A 19,190-nucleotide genomic window follows, 5' to 3' on the forward strand; every position below is an offset into this window, starting at 1 on the left:
GCGGCGCAGCGGCGGCGGGTTCCGGAGCAACGAGGGCCGCCCCCTCCTCGGGAACGGCCCTCTTCGAACGTCGGATGGGAGTGGATCAGCCGCCGATGCGGTTGGCGAGGCTCGCCGAGTGGGCGTGCTCGTCGGCGATGTAGGGCAGCGCCTCGTTGGCGAAGGCCCGGCCGGCGGCGCTGTCGCCGTTGCGGGCGTAGCTGCTGTAGAGGGCGAGCGTGCGGGCATCCGAGCGGGCCTGCCCGTCGATATAGGCGCGATCGAACGCACGGGCGGAGCGGGCCGAGCGCAGGCGCTCGAGGCGCTGCTGGCCGTTCGGGCCGAGGGCGACGCGGCGGCCCGGCTCGCCCGGGCTGTTGTCCACGAGGCCGATGCCGCCGAGCACGCCGCCGACGATGCCGGTGCCGATGTTGGCCGCCAGCGTCACCGGGGCGAGGACAACGCCGACCGGGTTGTCGAGGCGGGTCGGAATGCCTTGGCTGTCGGAGACGACACGGCCGGTGGCGGTGAGCGAGGTACCCTCGGGCAGCAGCGCCTTGGTGGTGGCCTCGCGCTCGACCAGCACGCGGTTGGCGTAGTTGCGGACGCGCGGGTTGCGGGAGCGCTCAAGGGCGATCCGGCTCGCCTCGATACTGGTGGCATCCGAGCGCAGCGCCTCGGCGCGGAAGTCGCGGGTATCGGTGGCAGCACGCCCGATCGGCGCGTCGGCGCCGATGCGCAGCGGCAGGGCGTCCTGGGCCAAAGCGGGCGTGGCGAGGGCGGCGACGGACAGGCCGAGGGCGGCCAGGACGGTCGTCTTCATGGTGGATGTTTCCTTGAAGGTCGTGCTGGAATCGTTCGTTGGGCCGGCGCTCGCACGGAGCGGGGTCGCGCTTCCAACCGGTGCAGCACATTCCTGTTCCGCATGCGCACAAGGCTGTGATCACAGGATCCAGAGCGTGAGCAGCGCAGGCAGCATGCCAACGCACCGTCAGAAAATCATCCGATAAGACAATCGGTTGGCGGCTAGCGCTCTACCTTGCTGTCGACGGGTCCCAGCCTCCGCCGACGGGAGGTGAGACCATCATTCGACACTCTGCTCTATTCTGCTATGCAAAAAATGCATGCTCGGCGGCGGCGTTTCCCGCGTCGCCGAGATCGACGACGACGATCTCCGGCGGCACGCCGAGGCGGACCGGGGCGATGCTGTTGCCGAGGCCACCCGAGACGATGAGATCGGTCTGCTCGCGGACGTGTCCGTAGGCGAAGCGGTTGCCGTAGCGCGAGGGCACCACGGGGGAGCGGCCGAACAGGCGCACCTGCCCGCCATGGGTATGGCCGGACAGGGTGAGCGCGATCCGGGGCGGCACCTGCGGGAAGATGTCGGGCTCGTGCGCCATCAGGATCGCCGGAGCGCCGTCCGGGATCTTCGCCAGCGTTCCGGGCAGGTCGTCGATGCCGATGCGCGGGTGGCCGTGGCGCTTTCGGCCCGGCAGGAAGGCGAGCTGATCGCCGAGCCCGGCGAGCCAGACCGCATGCCCTCCGATCGCAAGGGGCACGGCGTCGTTCTCCAGCACCCGGATGCCGGCCCGCTTCAACGCCTCACCGGCGATGGTCGGGCCCGTGCCGCGGGCCTGCGCCGTCTTGTCCTCCCACCAATCGTGGTTGCCGAGAATGGCGTGTGTGCCCAGCGGCGCCGACAGTCTCCCGAGAACCGGCGCCCATTCGGCGGCGTCGACATAGCGCGTGACGAGGCGCATGCCGGAGACATAATCGCCGAGCAGCACGATCACGTCGCCCCGAAGCGCGTTGGCCGCCGCGACGATGCCCTCGATGCGCGCAAGCGACATCCACGGCTCGCAGGCATGGATGTCGGCAAGCGCGACGATCCGCAGGCGCAGGCCCGAAGGCCAGGGGCCGGACGGCCGCAGGCGGTAGCGCGTCACGGTGAGCCGCATCGGCTCGACGCCGACGGCGTAGGCGCCCGTACCGGCGCCGGTCAGGGCCGTCGCGCCGAGCCCGATCAGCACCGTCCGGCGGGTGATGGAGACCGGACTTCGGCGGCCGTTCTCAGGCATCCGGGTCGTCGCTGGCGCCGAACAGGCCGAACTGCGTGCCCGGATCGCGCCGGGGCTCGGCGAAGCCCATGTGCCGGAAGGCGTGGGGAGTCAGCACCCGCCCGCGGGGCGTGCGCTGCACGAAGCCCTTCTGGATCAGGTAGGGCTCGATGATGTCCTCGATGGCGTCGCGCGGCTCGGAGAGCGCCGCGGCGATCGTCTCGATGCCGACCGGGCCGCCGCCGAAGGAGGCGGCGATCAGGGTCAGGTACTTGCGGTCCATCACGTCGAGGCCGACGGGATCGACGTCGAGCATCTGCAAGGCCCGGTCGGCGATGGCGCGGCTGACGGTCTGCGCATCTTCGACGATGGCGAAGTCGCGCACCCGGCGCAGCAGGCGGCCGGCGATGCGCGGTGTGCCGCGGGCGCGTTTGGCGATTTCGTTGGCGCCCTCCTCCGACATGCCGAGGCCGAGCACCCGCGCCCCGCGGCGGACGATGAGTTCGAGCTCGTCGATCTCGTAGAATTCGAGACGGATCGGGATCCCGAAGCGGTCGCGCAGCGGCGTGGTGAGCAGACCGGCGCGGGTGGTGGCGCCGACGAGGGTGAATTTCGGCAGTTCGATCTTCACCGAGCGGGCGGCCGGGCCTTCGCCGATGATGAGGTCGAGCTGGTAATCCTCCATCGCCGGATAGAGGATTTCCTCCACCGCCGGATTGAGGCGGTGGATCTCGTCGATGAACAGGACGTCACGCTCTTCCAGGTTCGTAAGCTGCGCCGCGAGGTCGCCGGCCTTGGCGATGACCGGACCGGAGGTCGAGCGGAAGTTCACCCCGAGTTCGCGGGCGACGATCTGCGCCAGCGTGGTCTTGCCCAGGCCGGGTGGGCCGACGAACAGGACGTGGTCGAGGGCTTGGCCGGTCTTTTTGGCCGCCTCGATGAAGATCTGCATGTTGGCGCGCGCCGCCCGCTGCCCGATGAACTCGGCGAGGCTCAAGGGACGGATCGACTGATCGACGTCGTCCGCTCTGCGCTCGGGATTCAACAGGGTCTTGCCCGGCTTCGAGGGTCTGTCTTCGCTCACGGGGGTCTCGCGGGGCGGCGTCTTCGCCAGCGTTTTGCACATCCCGCGCGCCCACACCACCGCGGCGAAAGCGACCCCGGCGGCGTGCTTCGGCACACCCCGCCTCGGCCCCTCGAAGCGACTTGGTAACCAACCGCGTCGATGATCGCGCCGTGCACCCGACGAGATCCGCGATGCGACACGTTCTCTCCGCCCCGCGCGGCCCCCGCCGCGCCCGGCTCATCGGCGGCACCGGCGCCGCGCTCGCCCTGTTGCTCGCCGCTCCGCTGCAGGCCGAGCCTGCCCCTGAGCCCGATTCCCGCATCAACCTGCGGATCGAGCCGAAGGCCGAGGGCGCGCCCGAACCGAAGCGCGAGTTGCGGGCCGATCCGAAGCCCGAGCCGCGGCCGGAGAAGGCGGAGGCCCGATCCGAGCCGAAACCGGACCCGAAAGCCGATCCGAAGACGGAGCGCCCGACCGCCGACACGGTGGCCGTTCCGACCGACGCGCCGCCGGCCAAGAAGGCATCGCGGGAACTCCCGCCGGTCGTCTATGCCCGCGTTTCCGAGGATCCGCTGCCGACCTACACGGCGCAGACCTTCGTCGATACGATGCGCGCGGCCGAGCGCTATCAGGTCTATGCCGAGGCCGGCGGCTGGAAGACGCTGCCCGCCGACTTTGCGCCGAAGCCCGGCGACAGCCACCCGGCGATCCCGTCCTTACGCCACCACCTGACGCTCACCGGCGACCTCCCCGCCGACGCGCCGCCCTCCGACCGCTACGACCCGCCGCTGGTGGCCGCGGTGAAAGCCTTCCAGGCCCGGCACGGCCTGCCCGATGCCGGCATCCTCGGCCGGCTGACGCTGAACGCCCTCAACGTGCCGGCGGACACCCGCCAGCGGCAGTTGCGCGCCTCGGCGCAGCGGCTGATGGGCTCGAATTTCGGTTTCGGCGAGCGCTACGTCACCGTGAACATCCCATCCGCTACGGTCGAGGCGGTGGAGAACGGCACCGTCACGCGCCGCTACGTCGCCGTTGTCGGCTCGCCCGACAAGCAGACGCCCGCGGTCGAGACCCGCATCACCGACGTGAACCTCAACCCGACCTGGACCGTGCCCGTCTCGGTGATCCGCAACGAGATCATCCCGACGATGCGCAAGAACCCCGGCTATCTCGCCAAGAACCGCATCCGCATCCTCGGCCCCGGTGGCGTCGAAGTCGATCCGACGACGATCGACTGGAACACGCAGAAGGCGGTCAACTACACGCTGCGCCAGGATTCCGGCCTCGACAACTCGCTCGGGCAGATCCGCATCGACATGCCGAACCGGCACGCGATCTACATGCACGACACGCCCTCGAAATCGCTGTTCGCGGGTTCGGTGCGGTTCCACTCGCACGGCTGCGTCCGCGTGGGCCAAGTGAAGGAATTCGCCGCATGGCTGCTCCAGGGCACCGAGGGGCCGAACGGCGCCGGCTCGACCTGGGGGCCGATCGAGATCGAGACGGCCATCGCCGCGGGCGAGCGGCGCGACGTGAAACTGGTGAAGCCGACGCCGGTCGCCTTCGTCTATCTCACCGGCTACGCGACCTCGGACGGCCGGGTTCATTTCCGCGACGACATCTACGGTCTCGATACGCCCCCGGCCCCGGCGGCAGCCACGCCGAATGCGCCCGATGTGACGACGACGGGTGCCATCACGCCCCGCGCGACCGCACCGAGCCCGGTGCCGCGCCCCGCGCCTCCCGCGACGCAGGGCGCGCCCGCCAAGCCGGCTTCCGCCGATCCCGGTTCCGCCAAGCTCGGCCCGAGCAGGCCCAGCCCGAACAAGCCCATCACGGGCCGGCCGGCACCGATCGGGGCCGCGCCCGCCGCGGCGCCGGCCGCCACCGGCCTCCCGGCTCCGCCGAAGCCGCAGGCGCGAAAGGCCGTGCCCCCCGCCCGCGCGCCCGAGGGCGACCCGGTCCCGCTTCCGCCCGGACTCGTCGGCGGGCGCGGCTGACGTTTAATCCGGTGCCTGCGTCCCATCCACAGCAGCGCTGCCATGCGAGGCGGAACAAAGCCTCTCGCTTCCTCATTCTGCCGATCGAGTGCCGGTGCGGTTGTCGCCGGCGGATATACGATTGCAGAGTGTGAGGATTGTTCCCTATGGCCAAGGCTAAGCTGCGTGTTGCCAGCGATCGGCTCAACACCCCGACCGATCTCGACCCGAACGACGTCGCGAAGATCTCCGAGGGCCTGACCGTCCTCCTGTCGGATCTCTTCGCGCTCTACATCAAGACCAAGAACTTCCATTGGCATGTCAGCGGTCCGAATTTCCGCGACTACCACCTGCTGCTCGACGAGCAGTCGCAGCAGATCTTCGCGATCATCGACGCGGTGGGCGAACGCGCCCGCAAGATCGGCGGCACCACCCTGCGCTCGCTCGGTCAGGCCGAGCAGCTCAAGCGCGTTCCGGACAACAACGCCGACTACGTGAGCCCGCTGGAGATGCTCAAGGAGCTGCGCGACGACAACAAGGCGCTGACCGCCAACATGCGCGAGCTGCACGGTGTCACCGACGACGCCAAGGACGTCTCGACCACCAGCCTGCTGGAGGAGTGGATCGATCAGTCCGAGGAGCGCACGTGGTTCCTCTACGAGGCGACCCGCGAGGCCACCGATAGCGGCCACTGACCGCTCCTTGCGATCGAACTGAAAAGGGCTGCCGATCCGGCGAGGGTCGGCAGCCCTTTCGTTTCGCGGGGTCGTCCGGCGTCTCGCCTATTCCACGACCTTGAGCGTGGCCTTCACCAGGGTCGGATCGTCCGGCATCGGTTCCTCCGTGAAGCCGAGATGGCGGCAGACCGCCCGCATCGGCCGGTTCTCGGCCAGCACGCTGCCCTCGACCACGGCGATGCCCTCGGCCCGAGCCCAGTCGATCATCATCCGCATCAGGGCGACGCCGAGGCCCGTCCCCTTGATGTCGGAGCGCACGAGGATCGCGAACTCGCCCGTATCGTGGTTGGCGTTGGCGTGAAGGCGCACCGCGCCGAGCATGCGCCGATCCTCCTCCGCCGCCTCGTCGATGGCGACGAAGGCGATGGCGCGAGAATAGTCGAGCTGGGTCAGCCGGGCGAGGAAGGCGTGGTTGAAGTCGCGCACCGGCGCGAAGAACCGCAGCCGCACATCCTCCGGGTCCACCTGTGCGAAGAAATCCCGGAACATGTCCTCGTCGTCGGGCCGCACCGGCCGAACTTGGACGCAGCGCTCGCCCACATCGAGCCGTCGCTCCCAGTCGGACGGATAGGGCCGGATCGCGAAGCGCGGATGCCAGTTGCCGCGGCGGCGCTCCGAGGGGATCGGCTCCGGCGCGATGCGCACGCGTGCGTCGAGGGCGATCGCGCCGTCGGCATCGGCGAGCAGGGGGTTGATGTCGAGTTCGCGCACCGCCGGCAGGTCGGCGGCGAGCTGGGCGAGCTTCACCAGCAACAGGGCGATCGCCGGCAGGTCGGCCGCCGGCACGTCGCGATAGGCTTCGAGCCGCCGCGCCACGCGGGTTCGGCCGATCAACTCGCTGGCGAGCGCAAGATCGAGGGGCGGCAGCGCCAGCGCCCGGTCGTCGATGACCTCGACCGCGGTGCCGCCGCGGCCGAACACCACGACGGGGCCGAAGACCGGATCCTCGGCCAGCCCCGCGATCAGCTCCCGCCCCTGCGGCCGGCGCAGCATCGGCTGCACGGCGAAGCCCGCCACCCGCGCGTCGGGCCGCAGCTCCCTGACCCGCGCGATCATGGCATGCGCCGCCTCGCGCACGTCGGCCTCCGAGGTGAGGCCGAGGCGCACGCCGCCGACCTCCGACTTGTGCACCACGTCCGGCGAGACGAGCTTGAGCACGACGGTGCCGCCGCCCGCGATCAGCGGCCACGCCGCCGCCGCCGCACCGTCGGGATCGGGCGCCAGGGTGACCGGCACCGAGACGATGCGATAGGCCGTCAGCAGCTCGGTCACCGCGTGGGGGTCGAGCCAGGTGCGGCCCTCGACCAGCGCTTCGTCCACGATGCGGCGGGCGACGGCGACGTCCGGCGAGAAATCGCGCGGCAGGGCGTCGGGGGTGCGCATCAGGTCAGTCTGCGCCTCGCGGTAGCGCACGAGGTGCAGGAAACCCTCCACCGCGTCGGCATCCGTGGCGAAGAGCGGGATCTTGGCTTCCGCGTAGATCGCGCGGATCGCCGCATCCTCTCCGATCGAGACGGCGAAGACCGGCTTGCGGCGCCCGGCCGACCGGCCCCTGGCGACGGTGCCGGCCACGGCCTCCGCGACTTCGCGGCTGCCCGCCCGCGCCGTCGGCACATGGACCGAGACGACGGCGTCGCTGTCGCGGCCGGCGAGCAGCGGCTCCAGGGCGCGGACGTAATCCTCCGGCACCGCGTCGATGCCGAGATCGAGGGGATTGTTCAGCCGGCCGTGCCGCACCGGCGCGAGGCGTTCCAGCGTCTCGCGGGAAGGCTCCGCCAGCGTGCCGCCGAGATCGGCCAGCCGGTCGGCGGCCAAGGCGCCGATGCCGCGGCCGTTGGAGACGATCATCAACCGATTGCCGGGGAAGGGCCGCTGGCGCCCCAGTGTCTCGACGGCGGAGAACATCGCGTCGAGCCCGTCGACCGCGAGCAGGCCGGCCCGCCGGAACGCCGCCTCGTAGACCGCACCGGGCCGGGCGAGCGCGCCGGTATGGGTCTCCGGCCGGCGGCCCGGCGCCTCGTGGCGGCCGGTGCGCAGCACCACGACCGGCTTGGCGCGCGCCGCGGCCCGGGCCGCCGTGAGGAATTTGCGCGCATCCGCCACGTGGTGCAGCGAGAGGATGATCGCGCGGGTGTGATAGTCCTCGGCGAAGTGGTCGAGGCAATCGGCGATGTCGACATCGGCGGAGCGGCCGAGCGTCATCACCGCCGAGAAGCCGACGCCGTGCCGCCATCCCCACTCGGCGATGGCCGAGGCGACGGTCCCCGATTGCGAGATCAGGGCGAGATCTCCCGGCTTCGGCGGCCGGGCAAGCAGGGTCGCGTTGAGGCCGCGGGCCGGCACGCTCAGGCCGATGCTGTCGGGCCCGATCAGCCGCAGGCCGTACCGCCGTGCCGCCGCCTGGGCCGCGCCGACCGGAGCCGCCTCGCCGTCGCCGAGATGGGCGGAGAGGATCACCGCCGCGGCGGCACCGATCCGTCCGGCTTCCTCGACGATGTCCGGCACCGCCGCCGGGGGCGTGGCGACCATCACCAGATCGGGAGGCTGCGGAATGTCGGCGAGGCGCGGGCTGCAGGGCAGCCCGTCGACGCTGGTCTCGCGCGGATGGACCGGAACGATCTCGCCGGCGAACCCGCCTGCGCGCAGGCCGTCGATGATCGCCCGCCCGACGGAGCCGGGCCGGTCCCCCGCTCCGACCACGGCGATGCGGCGCGGGGCGAGCAGAGCCTCGAATCGATAGGTGCTCATGGGCCGCCTATACCATCCCGCGGCGTGAGGCCGAGCGTCAAACTGCCCCGCGAATGGATTACGGACGGCCATGCCTCCGCGGCGGAAGCGCGAACGACGCGTTCTGCTCGAACCTCAACGGTCGATGCGCGCTCTCGGCGAGGGGCCTATCGGCCGGTTTCGCCGACACGCCGCTGCGGATAGGGTCGTGTCCGGTCGGGGCACCTGTGGGTTTGCTCGCGCCCGACCGGTCCCCGTCCGAAGGAGTTGCCCGTGCCGTCTTTCGCGATGCGCCAAGGGATGGTCGAGGCCATGCGCCGCATGCTCGATCTCGGCCTCAGTCAGGGGACCTCGGGCAATCTCTCGGTCCGGTCGGGCGCGGGCTTCCTCGTCACCCCCTCCGGGATCCCGGCGGAGCAGCTCAGCCCCGACGACCTCGTCCTCATGGATTTCGACGGAAGCTGGGACCACCCGCTGGCGCCCTCCTCCGAGTGGCGCTTCCACCGCGACATCCTCGCGGCCCGGCCGGAGATCGGAGCGGTCGTCCACGCCCATCCGCCCTATGCCACGGGTTTCGCGATCTGCGGGCGTGAGATCCCCGCGGTGCATTACATGATCGCCATGGCCGGCGGGCCGACCATCCGCTGCGCCCCTTACGCCCCCTATGGCACCCAGCGCCTTTCCGACTTCGCCCTCGATGCCCTTGAGGGCCGCAGCGCCTGCCTGCTCGCCAACCACGGCATGATCGCCACGGGTCCGAACCTGTCGAAGGCGATGTGGCTCGCCGTCGAGGTCGAGGCCCTGTGCCGCCAATACGCCATCGCGCTGCAGGTCGGCACGCCGGTGGTGCTGACCGATGCGGAGGTGGCCGAGACGGTCGAGCGTTTCCGATCCTATGGCCCGCGGGAAAAATCCGCTTGATGCGGCCGAGGTCGCGGAAGGCGCTTCTCCCTCGGCCGCAACGGCCGCAATTCGTGGCGTCGCATTCGGCTGCGCAGGTCTCGATCGGCGTTCCGCGACATCTTGTCCGACGTCGGGCGTTGCTTCTCCGCGCAATGCGGCGACGCCGAATTGCCACCGCAGCATCTCGCTGTGTCACATATTTCCTGTGTCCTGCCTGGATCACGGCGTCTGGCGAAATCGACGGGCGACCGCGGCGAATCCGGACCTAGATTTCTTCTAGGTTGTGTTGATGCGGCTTTTTGCCGCCTAACTCATCTTAAGGTTGCGTTCTCGACCGCGCGTTCCGCGAAGAGGCGAGGTTCAGCTATCCGGGTTGCGGCCGAGAGCGGCGTTCCAATGCCGTGAATGGTGAGACCCGGCACACTACGCAGTTGCACTCCCGTGCAAGCGCAGACTCCGCTGCTTTCGCGGCAGCTATGTGGAGTTCTGCATACGTGGTTTGCCGCAATAGCTCCGTTCGTTGGGCAAAAGTCCAATTGTTTTTTTACAAGCGTTAAAAACCGTCTTGCGGCCGGATGCATCAAAGGTTAAATCCTGCGTCATTCAGCGCAGACACTCGGTGCTCGGCAATGAAGGCGTCGTCCACGCGACGCGTATTGATGTTCGTCGTTTGCACATATCGGAAGGGATATTGAGGATGTCGCTTGAGGATGACTCCGCTGGCGATCACGTGGGCTTGGTTGTCGATATCGTGTCGGCCTACGTCGGGAATAACTCCCTGGCGGTCGGGGAATTGCCCGGACTGATCACAGCGGTCCACGGCGCTCTTGCGCAATTGTCGAACAAGCCCGCCGAACCTGAAGAGCCGCCTCTGGTTCCGGCCGTATCGATCCGCCGCTCGATTCAGCAGGACTTTCTGATCTGCCTTGAGGATGGCAAGAAGTTCAAGTCGCTCAAGCGGCATCTTCGGACGCGTTACAACCTCTCGCCCGATGAGTATCGTGCGCGCTGGAACCTGCCGGACGATTATCCGATGGTGGCGCCAAGCTACGCCGCGACGCGATCGGAACTGGCGCGGACCATGGGACTCGGCCAACAGCGCCGGAAATGGCCCGCCAAGGTCGCGCCGGAAGCCTCCTCGGAGCCGGTTCAGGAGAACAGGGCGGCTGCGCCCCGCCGCAGCGGCCGGGCCCGTTCCGGCGACGCGGCCTGAGCCCGTCTCAGACATCGGTCGCCTACGCGCCGGGCGGCGGGTCCGCTCGGACGAGGCTTATCCACACGCGATGCGTTCCGGCCCCTTAGGGGCCGGCCGGACGCAGCCTCGCCGTTAGAGGTCGGGCAACGCCTGGGCCGGACAGTGCCCCGTGAATTCCGGGCGTGGTCCCGGCCTCTCGCGGGAAACATGATGTCCGGCCGGTCTCCCACCGTCACGCGTCTGTTCTGGACCCTGGTCCTCGGGGGCGCCGCCGGTTTCCGCTACGGGGCCCCGGCCTTGGCCGCCACGGGGGCGGCCTGCCTCGCGATCCTCCTTCACCGCCTCGACCGCCCGCGCCGGTTCCGCTCCCTCGTGCGCCGCATCGCCCGGCGCCACGCGGCGACGCTGGCCCTGCGGCGATGGCAGGAGCGCTTCCTCGATGCCTATGGCAACACGATCGAGGATGGCTGGCTGCGCGAGCGCGCGTATTTCGTCGAGCGCACCATCCTGCCGCTCGTGGAGGCACGCGGCTTTTCCGACTACGTCGACCCGCGTTTCGATCAGATGGAGGCGATCGTCGAGCGGGTGGCCAGCGGCTACGCCCTTCCCGACGCGATCGACACGCCGGAGGATGGCGTCGCCTACGAGCGCTACTGCGCCGAGCTTCTGGGCGAAGCGGGCTGGGACGCCCGGCCGACGGGAGCCAGCGGCGACCAGGGCTGCGACGTGATCGCCGAGAAGGCGGGCGTGCGGCTCGTCGTGCAGTGCAAGCGCTACGCCCGACCGGTCGGCAATGCGGCTGTGCAGGAGGTGGCGGCGGCCGCCCTGCACTGGTCCGGCGACATGGCGGCCGTCGTCTCGAATGCCGGCTTCACGCCCGCCGCCCGCAAGCTCGCTGGCACCACCGGCGTGCTCCTTCTGCACCACGACGACCTGTCGGGCCTCGCGCCCGCGCGGCGGGCGGGCCGCCGGACGGTGACGGCCGGACGCTGAGCGGCGCCTACTCCGCCGGAACCGGCCGGCCGGACGGCAGCGCGACGGCCTTCCGGCGCACGGACAGGCGCGCGGCGCGCTTGCGCCACCAGATCACGACGCCGGTGACCGAGAGCATCGCCACGACGAGGCCCATGAGCGAGATCAGGATGCGCCCCGGCAGGCCGAGGATGCGGCCGGAATGGATCGGGAACTGCGCCTGCACGAAGATGTCGGCGGCGGTGCCGACCCAGGGCTGGCGGTCGCCGATCACCCGTCCGTCCCCTCCGTCGAAGTAGATCGCCGCCGGGCCGACGCCCGCCGCGCCGTGATCGTCGCCGGGCTCGAAGTAACGGGCGGTGTAGAAGCCCTGCATCGGCGTGTAGGCGAGCGCGCCGACCGGCTCCTTCCAGCCGCGGCGCTGCCCCTCTGCCTGCGCCGCGTCGAGGATTCGGGCGTAATCCACCCCCGGCTCGATCGGCTTGAGCGGCGAGACGAAGGGTCGGGTGTTCGACGGCTCGGGCGTCACCTGCGAGACGCTCGACATCAGCGGCAGGAACACCTCGCGGTAGAGATTGAGCGAGAACGCCGTGAAGGCGAGCAGGAACAGCAGGGCGAAGGTCCAAAGGCTGAAGGCGCGGTGCAGGTCGAACGTCATGCGGTAGGCGCTGCCCGAGGTCTTCACCTTCCAGGCGGGCTTCCAGCGCGACCACCAGCCCCGGCCGAGCTGCCGCTCCACCGGCGCCGGTCGCGCGGGATTGGCGCCCTTGCGCACCGGCAGCGTGAGATAGAAGCCGACGAACGAGTCGAGGGTCCAGACCACGGCGATGATGCCGAGCAGCCAGATGCCCCAGCGCTCCTCGCCCCACATCTCCGGCAGGTGCAGGGAGAAGTGCAGCTTGTACAGGAAGGAGATCAGCGTCTCACGGGTGATCGGCCAGACCTGGCCCCATTCCCGCCGGCCGAGTTCGGCCCCCGTGACGGGGTCGAGGAAGACCTGATTGTAGCCGAGCGTGTGCAGCCTGCCCGTCGCCGCATCGACCCGCGGCACCACGAACAGCGACAGCGAGTCGCCCGGTTCGGCCGCCAGCGGGACATAGGCGACGCGGGCACCCGGCTCGCGGGCCTCGAACCGCCGCGCGAGATCGAGGGCGGGGATCGCCGCGCCGCGGCTTTCGACCGTGTGGAGATGCGGATTGAGCCAGTCGTCGAGCTCGTGATCCCACGAGATCACCGCGCCGGTGAGACCCGCCACCAGCAGGAAGGCGGCGATGGCGAGACCGGCCCAGCGGTGCAGCAGAACGAAAACGGAGCGCGCCATCCAACCCTCGAGCCTCGTTCGGCGACGGCTTCGCGCCATCGGCCAAGGATAGGGCCATCCGGTCCCTGGACGAGCGGCCCCGGTCCGGTTCAGTCCGGCTCCCGACGCGGCAGCCATGCGGGCGCTGCGGGAGCGGACCTTCGATAAGGGCAGTCACGCCGATGCGCCAGCCCTTGCTCGATCCTTTGGCCAGCCGTTGGATCGTGCGCCAGCCGATCACGCGTGAAGATCCGGTAAAGGCAGGGCGGGCCTGATCGGGCTGGCTTAACAACCCTTAAACCCGCCGCATTTACTGTCTCTGTCGAGAAGGGGCGAAGGGCCGTGCCGCGGTGCGAGCCGGCAGTCCCGTTCAAGGGAATCGATCCGGCGGGGCGTGCCTGCGCGCGGATCCCGAGAGGGAGCACGGTCGCGGAAGGCTCAGATCCTTCGAGGATCGGCGGCCCCGGACGCATGGAACGCATGGCGCAGTCTCGCGGACGCAAACCACGCAGCGAACCCACCTTCGACATCCCGGAGGGGAGCGAGCCGGGCCGCCTCGACGTGCGCCTGTCGCGCAATGACCGCTCCGCGGGCGGGCAGCGGGCGTCAGCCGGTCGCTCCGCGCCGGCACCGAAGGCGCGTGCCCGCAAGGCGTCCGGTGGCGGCAGTGGTCGGCGCCCGCCGCGGCGGCGCTCCTGGCTCGGCCGTCTGGTCTATGCCGGCGTGGTTCTCGGCATCTGGGCGGCGATCGGGCTCGCCGGCCTCATCGCCTACCATGCCTCGCAGTTGCCGCCGATCGACCAGCTCGCCGTTCCGAAGCGCCCGCCCAACATTGCGATCCTCGCCAGCGACGGCAGCCTGCTCGCCAATCGCGGCGAGACCGGCGGCCGGGTGGTCTCCATCAAGGAATTGCCGCCCTATCTGCCGCGCGCCTTCGTCGCCATCGAGGACCGGCGCTTCTACGACCATTTCGGCATCGACCCGATCGGCGTCGCCCGCGCCATCGCGCAGAACCTGACCCGGCGCGGCGTCGCCCAGGGCGGTTCGACCCTGACCCAGCAGCTCGCCAAGAACCTGTTCCTGACGCCCGAACGCTCCGCCTCGCGAAAGATCCAGGAGGCGATCCTGGCGCTGTGGCTGGAGCACAAATACACCAAGGACGAGATCCTCGAACTCTATCTGAACCGGGTCTATTTCGGGGCCGGCGCCTACGGCGTCGAGGCGGCGGCGCAGCGCTATTTCGGCAAGCCCGCCAAGAACGTGACCCTGGCCGAGGCGGCCATGCTCGGCGGCCTCGTGCAGGCGCCCTCGCGGCTCGCGCCCAACCGCAACCTGAAGGCGGCCCAGGCCCGTGCGGCCCAGGTGCTTGCGGCGATGGAGGAACTGGGCTTCGCCAAGGGCGCCGATGCCAAGGTCGCGCTGGCCCAGCCCGCTCGACCGGCCTCGACCCGCGGCGGCGGCTCGCCGAACTACGTCGCCGACCTCGTGATGGACGTGCTCGACGACTTCCTGCCGAAGTTCGACGACGACATCGTCGTCGCCACCACCGTGGATGCGAGCCTGCAGACGGCGGGCGAGAAGGCGCTCACCGACGAACTCAACAGCAAGGGCGCCCGCTACAACGTCGCCCAGGGCGCCCTCGTCTCGATGCGGCCGGACGGGGCGATCCGCGCCCTCGTCGGCGGGCGGGACTACGCGCAGAGCCAGTTCAACCGCGCCACCACGGCGCGGCGCCAGCCGGGCTCGGCCTTCAAGCCCTTCGTCTACCTCGCCGCCGTCGAGCGTGGCCTGACACCGGACACGATCCGCGAGGATGGACCGGTGCGGATCGGCAACTGGGCGCCGGAGAACTACTCGCACAATTACCGCGGCCCGGTCTCCTTACGCGAGGCGCTGGCGCTGTCGCTCAACACCGTGGCGGTGAAACTCGGCCAGGAGGTCGGGCCGAAGGCGGTGGTGCAGACCGCGCAGCGCCTCGGCATCTCCTCGCCGCTTCAGGCGAACGGCTCGATCGCGCTCGGCACCTCCGAGGTGACGCCGCTCGAACTGGTGGGCGCCTATTGTGCCTTCGCCAATGGCGGGACCGGGGTGATCCCCTACGTCATCGCCAACATCAAGAGCGCGACCGGCAAGGTGCTGTACAAGCGCGGCGAGGGCGGGCTCGGCCGCGTCATCGATCCCAACGCCGTCGGCATGATGAACGCCATGATGCACGACGTCTTCACCATGGGCACCGCGAAGAAGGCCGACATCCCCGGCTGGGAACTGGCCGGCAAGACCGGCACCAGCCAGGAATTCCGCGATGCGTGGTTCGTCGGCTACTCCGCCACGCTGGTGACCGGCGTCTGGCTCGGCAACGACGACGGCGAGCCGACCAAGCGGGCCTCGGGCGGCAGCCTGCCGGTGGACATCTGGAAGGCCTACATGACGACGGCCCTCAAGGGCGAGAAGCCGGTGGGCCTGCCGGGCCTGAACCGCTGGCGCGCGCCGCGGCCAGAGGCGCCGCAGCCTGAGCGCGAGTCCGGCCCCGGCGGCCTGATCGGCGCCCTGCTCGGCGAGCCGGAGCAGACCGCCTCCGCCCTCCCCCCGCGCTCTGTCGGCCGGGAACGAGGCCCGAGCCGGGATGACCGCAACTTCCTCGAGAAGCTGTTCGGGGTCGGCGAATAGGCTTTGCTCAAACTTCCCGGAGGGTGCGGTTAATCCCTCCCGCTCCCCTGCGGGAGAGAAAAAATTCGGGTGCCGTTCGGAGACGGCCTGTGACCGTGCGCCACATTCGCGCCACGTTGCAGGCATGACCCTTCGGCGGTCTGGAGAGGGCCGGGGTTGCGCCGGCCTCTCCGGATTGCCGACAGAAGGAGCCCCCGTGTCGACCCGTCTGCCCGACCGTTGCCCGCATGGCCCCAGGGCCGCCGCGAACGGGCCGGGCGCTTCCTTCTCCGTCGGCCGCCGGAGCCCGATCTGATGCTGCCGCACCATCGCTGGTTCTGGCTCCTGATCTTGCTCGCCGCGGGCGGTGCGGGGCTGCTCTACAACGTCATCTTCGCCGGCGGCGCCTCCCCGGCGGCGGGCTTCACCTACGGCCTGTGCGTCGGCATCTCGGCGCTGGCCTTCGACCGGGGTGTGTTGCTAGCGGGCGTCCAGTCGCGCATCCGCCGCCTGCCCGCCGGGCTCTACGTCGTTGCGGCGGAACTCTCCTACGTGGCGATGATCGTCGTCGGCAACGCGCTCGGCGGCTTCGTCGTCTGGCTGCTCGGGCTGACCGGCGACAGCCTGGAAGAGGCGGTGCGCACCACGCCGCGGGTGCTGGCCTACGCGCTCGCCGTCTCCGCGCTCCTCGTCTTCGTGATCCGCATGCGCGACCTGATCGGCGGCGAGGTCTTCATCAACTTCCTCGTCGGCCGCTACCATCGCCCGGTGGAGGAGGAACGCATCTTCCTGTTCCTCGACGTGGTCGGCTCCACCGCCTTCGCCGAAACCCATGGCGACCTGCGCGCGCAGGAATATCTCAGCGCCGTCTTCGCGACGCTCGCCGAGCCGGTGCGCCGCTTCTACGGCTCGACCGACGACTATATCGGCGATCTGGCCATGATCACGTGGCCGATGGAGCGGGGCCTGAAGGATGCGCGCTGCGTCGAGTGCCTGTTCGCGGTGCGCGAGCGCATCGAGGCGGAGGCGGAAGCCTGGGAGGCGCGCTTCGGCACCGTGCCGCGGCTCCGGGCGGGCCTGCATGGCGGCCCGGTGGTGACGGCGGAAGTTGGGGTGGACCGGCACAAGATCGCCTATTTCGGCGACGCCGTGAACGTCGTCGCCCGGGTCGAGGCCCTGTGCCGCCCGCTCGGCGTCGATACGCTAATCTCGGAGGATCTGCTGGCCCGCCTGCCGCGGCTACCCGAGGGCGTCGTCGTGCGCCCCCTCGGCACCCACGCCCTGCGCGGCCGCGGCCAGCCGCTCTCGGTCGCGACGCTCGAACGCGACGGGGCGCGTCCGCTCACCGAGGATCCGGCGCCGCGGATCGCCGCCGCGCCGTAGGGTCCGCTCTCAGCCGGCGCGCAGCAGCAGCAGAAGCGCCGCGACGGTCATGACGGCGAGCGTCGCCAGGATGCCGCCGCCGCGGCAGGCGAACTGGCGCGGCGAATTCGTCGGCGCGAACATGCCGATCGGGTGCAGGATGCGCGCGATCACCAGCACGATCAGCAGGCCCTGGACCCAGGCATGGGAGCCGCCGCCGGCTTCGTAGAGCGCGATCAGCAGCAGGGTCAGGGGCACGTATTCCTGGAAGTTGCCGTGCGAGCGGATGCGCCGCTGAAGCGCGTCCTGCCCGCCGTCGCCGAACAGGACATTGCCGGTGACCCGTCCGCCGATCACCCAGCCCGACAGGCCGGCATAGATCAGGCCCAGGATCGCGGCATAGAAGGCGGTGGTGGTCGGATAAATCACGGCGAAGAACCTCGGACCGGCGATCCGCCGGGATGGCGGATGTCGCACGTGGTTCGCGAAATAGGCTTATCGGTGCCGTGTTCCGCCCGCGGCCGCGATCACGATGCCGTATCGGGCAAGTGCCCATGCCCATGCCCTTGCGCGTCGCCGGGATGGTGCCTGGGGACATTCAGCAGTCTGCCGGTCGGTCGCGCTGGTCTTCGGCACGAACCGATGGGCTAGAATGCCGTGCTGCGGACGCGGCCTGTCGAGGGCGCGGGGGCGGTTCTTGGGGGATGTCGGTGCGCGGCAAGCTGATCGCTGTGGCGAACATGAAGGGTGGGGTCGGCAAGACCACCACCGTGGTCATGCTCGCCGAGGCGCTGGCCGCCGACGGGGCGCGGGTGCTCGTGGTCGATCTCGATCCGCAGGCGAGCGTGTCGGTGTGCCTCGCGGGCGATGCGCTGCTCAGCCAAATGATCACCCGCGGGCGTACGCTCGAGGCCTATCTCGCCCTCAAGCTCATCACCCGCCACAAGCCGGACCTGTCGGCCCGCATCCAGTCCGGCGTCAGCCTGACCGTCCACAAGAACGCGCCGCTCTCGCTCTCGCTGCTCCCGTCCGGTCCGCATCTGCGGCTGGTGGAGCGGGAGATCCTCTACGAGCTGACGGAGCGGAAGTTCTCGATGCACGCCATCGACGAGCGGCTGTGGAAGATTTTCCACGAAGACTTCGCACCGCTGGCCGCCGCGTACGACTACGTCTTCTTCGACTGCGCGCCGGGCATCTCGCCGATGACCGAGGTCGCGGTGCGCGCCGCCGACCTCGTCCTCGTCGCCTCGATCCCCGACTTCCTCTCGACCTACGGGCTCAACGCCTTCGTCGAGACGATCTGGCGCCGCTCCGGCCGGCAGGCGAACCACATCAAGCCCAAGAGCGCGCCCTACGTCGTCGTGACCCGCTTCCAGGCCCAGGTGCGCCAGCATCAGCAGACCCTGGCCCGGCTCCAGGCGGAGGCGAGGGCCGAGGATGCCGGCTTCCATCTGCTCGAAACCCGGATTCCCCAGGCGGCGGCGCTGGCCGAGGCGCTGGTCCCCACCGACGGCGCGCTCCCGACCTTCTCGGCCAAGTATGGCGCCCATGTTCCCAACGTGCTGATTCCGCTGGTCGCGGAAGTGAAGGAAATCCTCCATGGCCCTTGATGTCGACGGCTACGCGGTGCTGCAGGCGATGGCCGCCGCTCCGGACGCGTTTCCCGACATCCGCACCGAGATCCCCAGGGCCGCCCGCGCCCTCGTCGTGAAGCAGCTCAAGGCGCGGGGCCTGCGGGTCACGTCGCTGCGCCTGATCCGCGAGGTGCTGGGCAGTGAGCCCTTCGCCCTGATCGCCGACGGCCTGTCGGAAGCGGAGGTGAAGGGGCTCGTGACCCGCCTCGACCCGCACCACCCCTCGCTCAAGACCGCGACGCCGGGCTGGCACCGGCACCGCTTGGCGGCCCTGGCCGCCGGCGAGGCGCCGTTCCGCAAGGGAGAGACCAGGGCGGTGGCCGCAACGGCCAAGGCGTCTGTCCAGGCGCCGGCGGAGCGCGCGCTCGGCAGCCGCCCCTTCGCCGCGGTCTGGGACGGGCAGGACCACGACGCGCCCGCCGGCAGGGCGGCCGGCAAGGCTGCTGACAAGGAGGGCCGCGATAAGAAGGACAAGAAGAGTAAGAAGAAGAAGGGCTGAGCCCCTTACGCGCCGCTCGACACGTATCCTAAGGTCGAGGTCCCATGAGCTTGACTGTGCGCATGGCGGGGTCGGGACGTCAGTAGCCGTCGCCGGAGACGGTCGACGGGCCCAGCCGAGGATGGCACGTGGAG

General features: G+C 70.2%; 15 protein-coding genes. 9 read left to right on the top strand and 6 right to left on the bottom strand.

Going from position 1 to position 19,190, the window contains the following annotated elements:
* Positions 1-85: 85 nt before the first annotated feature.
* The 3 genes from HNR51_RS06020 to ruvB form a co-directional block, all read right to left on the bottom strand.
* The gene (locus HNR51_RS06020; protein WP_182554301.1) at positions 86-802 is read right to left on the bottom strand and encodes a DUF4142 domain-containing protein; all 717 of its coding nucleotides are present in this window, start codon (positions 800-802) and stop codon (positions 86-88) included.
* Between the two features lie 286 nt (positions 803-1,088).
* The gene (locus HNR51_RS06025) at positions 1,089-2,057 is read right to left on the bottom strand and encodes a metallophosphoesterase (RefSeq protein ID WP_182554302.1); all 969 of its coding nucleotides are present in this window, start codon (positions 2,055-2,057) and stop codon (positions 1,089-1,091) included.
* Positions 2,050-3,120 (bottom strand): Holliday junction branch migration DNA helicase RuvB, encoded by a 1,071-nt coding sequence (gene ruvB / locus HNR51_RS06030; protein ID WP_041372204.1) that lies wholly within the window; start codon positions 3,118-3,120, stop codon positions 2,050-2,052. The genes HNR51_RS06025 and ruvB overlap by 8 nt, the downstream gene beginning before the upstream one ends.
* A gap of 173 nt (positions 3,121-3,293) precedes the next feature.
* On the opposite strand from ruvB, the gene HNR51_RS06035 reads away from it, so the two are divergent.
* Both HNR51_RS06035 and HNR51_RS06040 read left to right on the top strand, forming a co-directional pair.
* Positions 3,294-5,102, top strand: coding sequence for a L,D-transpeptidase family protein (locus HNR51_RS06035; RefSeq protein ID WP_182554303.1), 1,809 nt, complete (start codon positions 3,294-3,296; stop codon positions 5,100-5,102).
* A 146-nt stretch (positions 5,103-5,248) separates the two neighbouring features.
* Positions 5,249-5,776, top strand: a complete 528-nt coding sequence (locus tag HNR51_RS06040) for a Dps family protein (RefSeq protein ID WP_012457001.1) — start codon at positions 5,249-5,251, stop codon at positions 5,774-5,776.
* 87 nt (positions 5,777-5,863) lie between these two features.
* Here HNR51_RS06040 and HNR51_RS06045 read toward each other — a convergent pair whose 3' ends face one another.
* Positions 5,864-8,566 (bottom strand): bifunctional acetate--CoA ligase family protein/GNAT family N-acetyltransferase, encoded by a 2,703-nt coding sequence (locus tag HNR51_RS06045; protein ID WP_182554304.1) that lies wholly within the window; start codon positions 8,564-8,566, stop codon positions 5,864-5,866.
* Between the two features lie 252 nt (positions 8,567-8,818).
* Here HNR51_RS06045 and HNR51_RS06050 point away from each other — a divergent pair, with 252 nt between their 5' ends.
* The 3 genes from HNR51_RS06050 to HNR51_RS06060 all read left to right on the top strand — a co-directional run bounded on the left by HNR51_RS06050 (position 8,819) and on the right by HNR51_RS06060 (position 11,636).
* Positions 8,819-9,466 (top strand): class II aldolase/adducin family protein, encoded by a 648-nt coding sequence (locus HNR51_RS06050; protein WP_141954492.1) that lies wholly within the window; start codon positions 8,819-8,821, stop codon positions 9,464-9,466.
* 679 nt (positions 9,467-10,145) lie between these two features.
* Complete coding sequence (locus HNR51_RS06055; RefSeq protein ID WP_012457004.1) at positions 10,146-10,661, top strand: Ros/MucR family transcriptional regulator; 516 nt, start codon at positions 10,146-10,148, stop codon at positions 10,659-10,661.
* A gap of 192 nt (positions 10,662-10,853) precedes the next feature.
* Positions 10,854-11,636: a restriction endonuclease gene (locus HNR51_RS06060; protein ID WP_182554305.1), complete on the top strand. Its 783-nt coding sequence runs from the start codon at positions 10,854-10,856 to the stop codon at positions 11,634-11,636.
* A gap of 7 nt (positions 11,637-11,643) precedes the next feature.
* Here HNR51_RS06060 and HNR51_RS06065 read toward each other — a convergent pair whose 3' ends face one another.
* Positions 11,644-12,936: a PepSY-associated TM helix domain-containing protein gene (locus tag HNR51_RS06065; protein WP_182554306.1), complete on the bottom strand. Its 1,293-nt coding sequence runs from the start codon at positions 12,934-12,936 to the stop codon at positions 11,644-11,646.
* 459 nt (positions 12,937-13,395) lie between these two features.
* On the opposite strand from HNR51_RS06065, the gene HNR51_RS06070 reads away from it, so the two are divergent.
* Positions 13,396-15,582 (top strand): transglycosylase domain-containing protein, encoded by a 2,187-nt coding sequence (locus HNR51_RS06070; protein ID WP_063986946.1) that lies wholly within the window; start codon positions 13,396-13,398, stop codon positions 15,580-15,582.
* Between the two features lie 294 nt (positions 15,583-15,876).
* Entirely contained in the window at positions 15,877-16,944 is a 1,068-nt protein-coding gene (locus tag HNR51_RS06075) for an adenylate/guanylate cyclase domain-containing protein (RefSeq protein ID WP_182554307.1), read from the top strand.
* 9 nt (positions 16,945-16,953) lie between these two features.
* Here the strand turns inward: HNR51_RS06075 and HNR51_RS06080 are convergent, their stop codons facing one another.
* Positions 16,954-17,352: an MAPEG family protein gene (locus HNR51_RS06080; protein WP_141954503.1), complete on the bottom strand. Its 399-nt coding sequence runs from the start codon at positions 17,350-17,352 to the stop codon at positions 16,954-16,956.
* A 275-nt stretch (positions 17,353-17,627) separates the two neighbouring features.
* Between HNR51_RS06080 and HNR51_RS06085 the strand changes: the two genes are divergently transcribed.
* Positions 17,628-18,533 (top strand): ParA family protein, encoded by a 906-nt coding sequence (locus HNR51_RS06085; RefSeq protein ID WP_152278912.1) that lies wholly within the window; start codon positions 17,628-17,630, stop codon positions 18,531-18,533.
* Positions 18,523-19,056 carry a hypothetical protein gene (locus HNR51_RS06090; protein ID WP_182554308.1) on the top strand — a complete coding sequence of 178 codons (534 nt, stop codon included), beginning with the start codon at positions 18,523-18,525 and terminating at the stop codon, positions 19,054-19,056. Before HNR51_RS06085 ends, HNR51_RS06090 begins: the two co-directional genes overlap by 11 nt.
* Positions 19,057-19,190: the final 134 nt, after the last annotated feature.

Source organism: Methylorubrum thiocyanatum, from assembly GCA_014138645.1.
In the GTDB taxonomy this organism is placed as follows: Bacteria; Pseudomonadota; Alphaproteobacteria; order Rhizobiales; family Beijerinckiaceae; genus Methylobacterium; species Methylobacterium thiocyanatum.